Genomic DNA, 7599 nt, shown 5'->3' with positions numbered 1-7599 from the left:
CCACAAGTTGAATTTCATGTTCCTCAAGCCATAGGAGAATATCTTCCGTTGCGGGCAGCCATAGTGGCATGAATTGCTCCTTTTCCTCATCCCACTTCACAAAGCACTGCTCATATCGGCCATCATGATGTCGGATGCGCTCTACCGGGAATGCATCAAGCAGTTCGTTGGCTACAACGAACAGGCGCCGTGTAGGAGCCTCTTGTTCAAACACCTGTTCATCCCACCATGTAATTGGAACCCGCTCTCCTCCGAGCAATTCTGATACTAGTCTCTGATGATGCGGGCTTCTTTCCACAATGACATGCTCATAGCCTTCGAAACGATCATACTTAAGCCGCTGGCTCATCTGCAATGCAAGTCGTCCTGTACCAGCGCCCCATTCTACCAGTGTGATGGAATCAGCATTCCAGCCACGCTCTCTTGTGCGTCGTTCTACATAGACAGCAAGCATCTCAGCCATGATTGAGCCGATATTCGAGCTTGTATAGAAATCGCCGTTACGCCCGATCTTCGGTCGTTCTGACATATAGTATCCGTCTGTTGCGTGATACAGACAGATGCCCATAAACTGCGAGAAAGGGATGCAACTGCTATCGGATTGTTCAATTTGGTTAATTAAGTATTGAATGAGGACGGGATTCGGCTGATAATGAGACATACAGTCCTTCCTTTCTATCTATGCAGGTTCAATAGAAGTATCTTGCTAAGTCATACAAGTATCATCCATGTATACAACTCTATGTACACAGCCACGCGTTCAGGTCATGTCCAACCCGATCTGAACATACGATAATGTTGTGCAACTATTTAAGGAGGTCGCCTCATGACCATAACGACACGCGCATGGCGCTCGCTTATCGGGCTTCTACTATCGATGCAGCTCATCGCGATCGTTCCGTGTACGACTGGTGCGGAGCCAGCTTCGCCTGTACAATGGAGCATTCAGCCTACCGCTGAAGAGCTGCAGCTGCTTCAACAGAGTCTCTCTATCACAGAACTGGACAAGGAGATCGATCGTATCTCCGTTCAGGAAGCATCGACAGCCAAAGAACGTTCACGAACGGAAGCTGAGCTACAGACCCGCGAAGCCGCCTTGGAACAGAAGCGAGAACAAGCCGGTCGTGTGCTTCGCGCTTATTATATTGGAGAACGAGACATGATGCTCCAGGCTGTTCTCTCCGCGGATCAGCTGCAAGATATGTTTCAGTTATTCGAATATTTCCAGATCCTCTTCCAGTCTGACCAGGACATTATGAATGACTATAAGGAACAAACGCAGGCCTTGCGTCGGACAAGAGATCAGCATATGCGTCTGGAAAGGGAGCTTTCAACGGTACGCACTCAGCTGATTGATCAGCGCGATAGGCTCAAGCGACTGCAGCAAAAGCTGGACGCTGACATATCGGCCAGCAGTGATCCTAAAGCGATGAATGCACTTATACAAGAGTTCACAACTTACTGGCAGAACGTTGGACTTTATGAAGTTCGTCATTATTTCCGAGCATTGGCGAATGCGATGAACAAGCTCCCTGATTTTGTCAAAAAAAGTGGAAGCCTTAGCATCGAGGGTACTAATTATACGATCACAATCAAGGAAGAACAACTCAATCAGTTTCTCCGTGAGCAAGATCCCATGTTCGAAACCTTTGCATTCCAATTCAAGGAAGGCATGATCGCTGCTGAAGGCTCGCGCTCTGGCATGAGCGTACGTATCGAAGGGCATTATACAGTAGAATCAGAACCCGAGAATCGAATCTTGTTCCATGTTGATCGAATGTTGTTCAATGGACTTGAACTGCCCGAGTCGACGCGCACAGAGTTGGAGCAAAAGTTCGATCTGGGCTTCTACCCGAAGCAGCTCGTATCTTTTATTGAAGCCAAAGAAGTGACAATCGAAGACAAAAGCCTTACCGTCAAGCTGTCGCTCAGCTGGTAAGGCGGTAAGGCTAGAGCTTCTCCTCGTTCAGAGAATCAGCAGATAGCCGTATCCAGTGCATTGTACCATGGATGGATACTCAAACGCGCTATCTGCTGATTGTGCTTGGATGATTCCAGTCCTTCTGGAGCTGCTCCGTTGTTGCAGTCCCCTTCAGCCAAAGCTCAGCTGTCCCGATCCATCCATAAATCGGTTCCATTGCATGAAATAACGCCGCTCCTTGATTGGCTTGAGGCAGGAACATATCTGGCAGCCAGCGACGAATATCTCTCCAGCGATCTATGTATGCTTGTTCGTGAGCAGGCAGTACAGATAATGTATCATACCATTCTCGCTGAACCGCAAGACTAGTCATATAATCAATCCATTGCCTAGCCTCCGCTTCATGCTGCGAACTGGAAGCAATCATATAGCTTCTGCTTGTTGCCCACTGCCCAGCAGGAAGATGTACATCGGCTGGCGCTTCAATCGCTAGCGGTTCACTAACCTCGGCCACTGCTTCCGAATAGGGAACGATCCCAAAGGCTACTCGACCGGCACGCAGCAAATCCCACGTATCTGATTTGCTCGCTTTCTCTCCCCAAGGTTTAAAATGGGCTCGATAGGACTCCAACTGGGCTAACTGTTGATTCCACTTGAGACCGGATCCTTTTGCATTGTCGGTAACTCCCTTCGCATACCAATCGGCCCGCATCAATGGCGCTTGGTTCACTTCCGGCCATAGCAAGCCCAACCGCCGAATTAACGATAAGAAGGCTTCCTTATCCCCATCATGCCAGGCAAACCAGGCTTGAGGCATAGCAGGCAATTCTACAGCAGCTGTACCACGTTCAAGAAGATCCGGCTGTTGCCTTACAGAAGCCCCCTCCTGACTGCTAGGGTCAAGGATCCTCTTCCACTCCTCCCAGTTACTAGGCAAGGATTCTTTGGTTCTGCCGGCCATTAATTCCTTGTTCCATACCAGCACATAAGGATCAATCTGGGCAGGTACTCCCCATGTATACCCATTCCACTTCAGTTGATTCATTAGCCATACCGGAGAGGAGAAGCCGGCATTCGATGACTGCTCAATCGGCAGCAGCCACCCCTTTTTGGCAAAGCCCAATACGGAAGTACTGTCTGTCAGCATAATGTCCGCACTATCTTCCTGAACCAGCTGATTGGACCATTCAGCATCAGTCAATTTATCTGTCGTATTTACAAGCTCTACATAGATGCCCGTTTCGTCAATAAAAGACTGATTGGCTTGATTGAGTTGGATAAATGATATAGGTGACAGATTCACCTGCACTCTTAGCTGCTTCCACGTTTCTGGACTCTTCTTCGCCTTAGGCGGGCGATTGGCTACCTCATTCGTTGAGGGCTGTGATGGTACGAATAATTGATCATCTATATGAAATTGGGACAGCAAGAGTAACGAAACGAAAATCATAATAACCGCAACTAGCAGCTTTTTTAAGTTCGGCACTCATTCTCCTCCCACGTTACCATTTTCGACTTTTCCACATCCTTATTGTAGCACCGAACGCACTAGCTGTCCCTATCTGAATACGTCATTAGAGCAAAAAAATAAGCCTCTGGGACTATCCAGGGGCTCTGAGGGCTGTCGCTCTCTGATGACTCTATAGGAGATCAGCTGCAAGCTGAGCGAGTTGGGAGCGTTCTCCCTTCTCAAGGATAACATGGCCGCTTACACTTTCTGTCTTAAACCGTTCCACCAGATAGGTGAGACCATTACTTGCTGAATCCAGATAAGGATGATCAATCTGCGCTGGATCTCCCATGAGGACAATTTTACTTCCTTCCCCGACTCGGGATACGATTGTCTTCACTTCATGTTTGGACAAATTCTGCGCTTCATCAATGATGATGAACTGTCCAGGTATGGAACGGCCACGAATATAAGTGAGCGCCTCAACTTGGATATTGCCCATACCCAGCAATATTTTCTCAATGTCCCCAGCCTTTTTCGTATCGAACAGAAATTCCAAATTATCATAAATCGGCTGCATCCAAGGCCGAAGCTTCTCTTCCTTCTCCCCTGGCAAGTACCCGATATCCTTCCCCATTGGCACTACTGGCCTTGCAATGAGAAGCTTCTTATACTTGCGCTCATCTTCCACCTTCATGAGGCCAGCTGCAAGCGCCAACAACGTCTTGCCTGTACCTGCCTTCCCTGCCATAGTGACAAGGGGAATATCGTCATTGAGCAGCAGCTCAAGCGCCATACGCTGCTGAGCGTTCCGTGCAGTAATGCCCCACACGGGATCATTACTGAGAAATAGCGGCTCAAGCTTCTTGGCGTCTGCGCTCACCTTGAGCAAAGCAGACTTACTCGTCCCCATGTTATCTTTCAAGATGACGAATTCATGCGGGTGAAATGACATATTGACATTTAAGCTGCGGATGGGGAGATGCCGGAAGGAATAAAATTCATCGATCACCCCAGGATGAACGAATAAGGTTACGCAGCCATTGTATAATTCATCGCCAGATTGTACGGTACGATCCGACATATAGTCCTCTGTATGCAAACCCAATACATCTGCCTTGATCCGTACAAGCACGTCCTTGCTTACTAGTATGACAGTTGCTGGCTCGGATTTCCGTTCCTCCTGCTCTAAATGATAATTCAATGCCACGGCCAAGATCCGATTGTCATTCGATACTTCCCCGAACATCTCCTGTACTTTAACAAAGCTGCGATGATTCAACTCCACCTTCAATGTTCCACCGTTGTGCAGTTTAACCCCCGAATGAAGATGGCCTACATCGCGAAGCCCGTCTAGCAAGCGGGAAACAGTACGGGCATTGCGCCCAATTTCATCTGCATTTCGCTTCTTCGAATCAATCTCTTCCAGTACAACTGCCGGGATAATCACTTCATTGTCGCCAAAAGCAAATAATGCGTTTGGATCATGCAGCAACACATTCGTATCCAGTACAAAAATTTTACTCATACGATCTCCCTTTCAGTTCGCATGCCCGTACTTGCACCACCAGCGGACAGCCGCGCTCGGTGTTACATAAAAAATGCAGGCACCGCTCACACTATAGTCAGTACACATGCCGCACTACTTATTTGACCAACGAACAAAGAAAGGAACGATGAATTCATGCGTATGTTGCTAATTGCCATGCTTGTCATCGGACTCATCGCCGGATGCGGCAACGCGAATAAGCACGCTGCTACGAATAACTCCTCCAATCAAGTTAAGGCGAAATCGACGAATAACGGGAAACCAGTTATTCACGATCGGGAAGCCGTTCGCGAACACTTAACTTCGCTGGCTAGGAAGGTGCCGGGGGTTCGCAACGTTAACTGCGTCGTATTCGGCAATACCGCAATTGTCGGGATTGACGTCGATGCGAGCTTAGAACGCTCTCGAGTCGGAACTGTCAAATATTCCGTTGCAGAGGTTCTCAGCAAAGACAAATATGGCGCCCATGCACTTGTTACCGCAGATATCGATTTGAATCAGCGTCTTCATGAGATGACGGTTGATATTCGGCAAGGCCACCCTATCTCAGGCTTTACAGAAGAACTTGCAGATATTATGGGCCGCATCGTGCCGCAGATGCCAAGTGACGTCCAACATATTGATCCATCCCGCAATACAGACCAGCCTAAACTGAAAAAACAGATGTAGCTGCATGATTGCCGCACGGTCGCATGAAGACCGGACAAGCATATTGACGCACGAAAAGCCTAGTGGGGTTCCACTAGGCTTTTCGCATGAAGACATCGTCATATTCATGATCCAGCATTACAGCTGCAGATGGGCAATAGGTCGTCCCGATGCCTGTTTGATCGGATAACAGATGAGACCCTTGGGACATCTTATGTTGCAATGAGGGATTACCCATCATCAAAGCTTCGGACATCACTCAGACCTCCTCCACATCATAATTGCAGCTTTACTCTATTATATTAATGATGCTTCAAAAATTGCATACCCTTATCCACTTAGGAGCCAGGTTGGGTTGTATTCGCATGCTGCGAGTCCGCTCCGCCTTCTCCGGATAGGGTTGATTTCAATGATTTGCCGGCAAGTACATCCTTAATCGCCTGCTTGCCCTCTTCCAACTTCACCGTGTCCGGATAGATGTACGGGCTAACCCAATTCCCATCTACTGAAATGTAGTGGATGTTATCGCGGTTAATCCCTAAGTACGTAGAAATGGAGCTGCGAATTTGGTCAGGTGTCATATCAATTTTAAAGTTATCAGCCATCGCATCAATAACGCCTGTTACCTTTGTTAGACCGCCAAGCGATTGCATGTTGCCGACGATTTCCTTCAGCACTGCATTCTGGCGGACGTTGCGATCCGCATCAGTCGTACCCTTCGTCATTGGACGGCAGTTCGATTTGCGGTAGCGAACGAAGTCAAGGGCGTTCTTGCCATCGAGCGTTTGCTGGCCTGTCTTCAGCTTGATATGGGTTCCATCTGCATTATCGTTATAGCACATATTCTGATCCACGTTCACGTTGACGCCGCCGACTGCATCCACGACATCAGAGAAGCCTTGGAAGTTAATCACTGCGGCATAGTCGATCGGCATGCCCATATACTTGCCAAGCATCAGTTTCATCTCATCTTCTGGAGTAGCGCTGTCCAGCTTGCCTTGCTCCTTAAGTGTGAAGAACTTCGGATAATAATGATTTAGCTTATCCGGATGATAGCCGGGCAGTTCGAAATACGTATCACGCGGCAAAGAAACAAGCACCGCTTCCTGTGTTTCCGGATGCATTGCGCCGACCATGACAACATCAGTACGACGTCCAGGCAGCTCTGGCCGATAGTCGATACCGAGCAAGATGAAGGAAAAAGGCTCCTTGTTCGGTGAAAGCGTATCTTGCACCGTTGAACTGCCGCCGCCCTGTTTAGCAACTGTAGAAATATCGTTCAACTTGTTGTTCGCATACCAAGCAAAATATCCGACAATGAATATAACGACAACAGCTGCAATAAGCGCGGTGATAAGGGTCACCTTCAACCATTTCGGCATCCCTCGCTTCTTCGTGGAAGACTTCCCTTCGGACGGCTTCCTCTCAGGCGACTTCCGCCGTTTCTGCTTCGTTCTAGGTGGCAATGGTGTCGATGAATTCATATCTTACCTCACTTACTCATTATATTTCGGATTCGCTTCGATGTCCTGCCATAATCGCTCTGCATCTTCGCGGTCGAATACTTCTGTACTCATTTCTTCGTCCCGCCAATACGTAATGACATATCGCTCATCCGATCCATCCAAGCAAGCCTCGAAGGAGGTCAGTTGATGATCCTCCTTCAAGATTGTCTCAAAAAATTGTACCGTCTCCTTCGCTGCCCCATCATCCGGGCGCTGCTCAGACACAATATGAATTTGCAGCCAATTGAATAGTGCAACTTGCAGCTTCATCATCCGGCCTTCTCTCCCCTTTGCGTGTCGGTGATGGTGATAACGATGACGCACAATCCATTAGTTCTTTGAATCTGTCGCCTTCTTGCGGCGAGCTTCCATAAAATAGCGAATACGTACCATGAACATTAAAGCGACCGCGACAAACAAACATTGAATGATTGGCAGCTTGTCTATTTGGAAGATGAGCAGAACAAACGCACCCAATCCCATCAGCAAATAGATCAGTACCTCCTTCAATATCGGGAGTTTCTGC

At 48.2% G+C, this 7599-nt stretch carries 9 protein-coding genes; 2 read left to right on the top strand and 7 right to left on the bottom strand.

The features are described 5' to 3' along the window. Positions 1–661 (bottom strand): SAM-dependent methyltransferase (locus tag AZ66_RS24410; protein WP_044357246.1); only part of this gene is annotated, 661 nt, incomplete at its 3' end. A gap of 165 nt (positions 662–826) precedes the next feature. Here AZ66_RS24410 and AZ66_RS24405 point away from each other — a divergent pair. Next, a complete protein-coding gene (locus AZ66_RS24405; protein WP_044357245.1) occupies positions 827–1939 on the top strand; it encodes a coiled-coil domain-containing protein in 1113 nt (370 codons plus the stop codon). Between the two features lie 88 nt (positions 1940–2027). On the opposite strand, the gene AZ66_RS24400 is transcribed toward AZ66_RS24405, so the two are convergent. Next, positions 2028–3407: an extracellular solute-binding protein gene (locus AZ66_RS24400; RefSeq protein ID WP_044357243.1), complete on the bottom strand. Its 1380-nt coding sequence runs from the start codon at positions 3405–3407 to the stop codon at positions 2028–2030. A gap of 154 nt (positions 3408–3561) precedes the next feature. Next, positions 3562–4899, bottom strand: a complete 1338-nt coding sequence (locus AZ66_RS24395; protein WP_044357241.1) for a PhoH family protein — start codon at positions 4897–4899, stop codon at positions 3562–3564. Between the two features lie 156 nt (positions 4900–5055). On the opposite strand from AZ66_RS24395, the gene AZ66_RS24390 reads away from it, so the two are divergent. After that, positions 5056–5589, top strand: coding sequence for a YhcN/YlaJ family sporulation lipoprotein (locus AZ66_RS24390; protein WP_021258117.1), 534 nt, complete (start codon positions 5056–5058; stop codon positions 5587–5589). A gap of 73 nt (positions 5590–5662) precedes the next feature. Here the strand turns inward: AZ66_RS24390 and AZ66_RS31615 are convergent, their stop codons facing one another. The 4 genes from AZ66_RS31615 to AZ66_RS24375 form a co-directional block, all read right to left on the bottom strand. Then, positions 5663–5824, bottom strand: coding sequence for a hypothetical protein (locus tag AZ66_RS31615; protein ID WP_156160069.1), 162 nt, complete (start codon positions 5822–5824; stop codon positions 5663–5665). 82 nt (positions 5825–5906) lie between these two features. Next, positions 5907–7052 carry an LCP family protein gene (locus tag AZ66_RS24385; RefSeq protein ID WP_021256776.1) on the bottom strand — a complete coding sequence of 382 codons (1146 nt, stop codon included), beginning with the start codon at positions 7050–7052 and terminating at the stop codon, positions 5907–5909. A gap of 12 nt (positions 7053–7064) precedes the next feature. Further along, positions 7065–7343 (bottom strand): hypothetical protein, encoded by a 279-nt coding sequence (locus AZ66_RS24380; RefSeq protein ID WP_194483553.1) that lies wholly within the window; start codon positions 7341–7343, stop codon positions 7065–7067. A gap of 60 nt (positions 7344–7403) precedes the next feature. Further along, positions 7404–7599: YlaH-like family protein (locus tag AZ66_RS24375; RefSeq protein WP_044357240.1), on the bottom strand; the 196-nt coding region annotated here is incomplete at its 5' end.

It is taken from the genome of Paenibacillus sp. E194, from assembly GCF_000935845.1.
GTDB lineage: Bacteria > Bacillota > Bacilli > Paenibacillales > Paenibacillaceae > Paenibacillus_B > Paenibacillus_B alvei_B.
The sequence above is the reverse complement of the archived record's forward strand: the minus strand, read 5'-3'. Positions and strand labels throughout refer to the sequence as shown.

Excerpts from the sequence above, each read along its gene's own strand:
- AZ66_RS24405 (WP_044357245.1), top strand. The coding sequence starts at position 827 with ATGACCATAACGACACGCGCATGGCGCTCGCTTATCGGGCTTCTACTA.
- AZ66_RS24395 (WP_044357241.1), bottom strand. The coding sequence starts at position 4,899 with ATGAGTAAAATTTTTGTACTGGATACGAATGTGTTGCTGCATGATCCA.
- AZ66_RS24390 (WP_021258117.1), top strand. The coding sequence starts at position 5,056 with ATGCGTATGTTGCTAATTGCCATGCTTGTCATCGGACTCATCGCCGGA.
- AZ66_RS31615 (WP_156160069.1), bottom strand. The coding sequence starts at position 5,824 with ATGTCCGAAGCTTTGATGATGGGTAATCCCTCATTGCAACATAAGATG.
- AZ66_RS24385 (WP_021256776.1), bottom strand. The coding sequence starts at position 7,052 with ATGAATTCATCGACACCATTGCCACCTAGAACGAAGCAGAAACGGCGG.
- AZ66_RS24380 (WP_194483553.1), bottom strand. The coding sequence starts at position 7,343 with ATGAAGCTGCAAGTTGCACTATTCAATTGGCTGCAAATTCATATTGTG.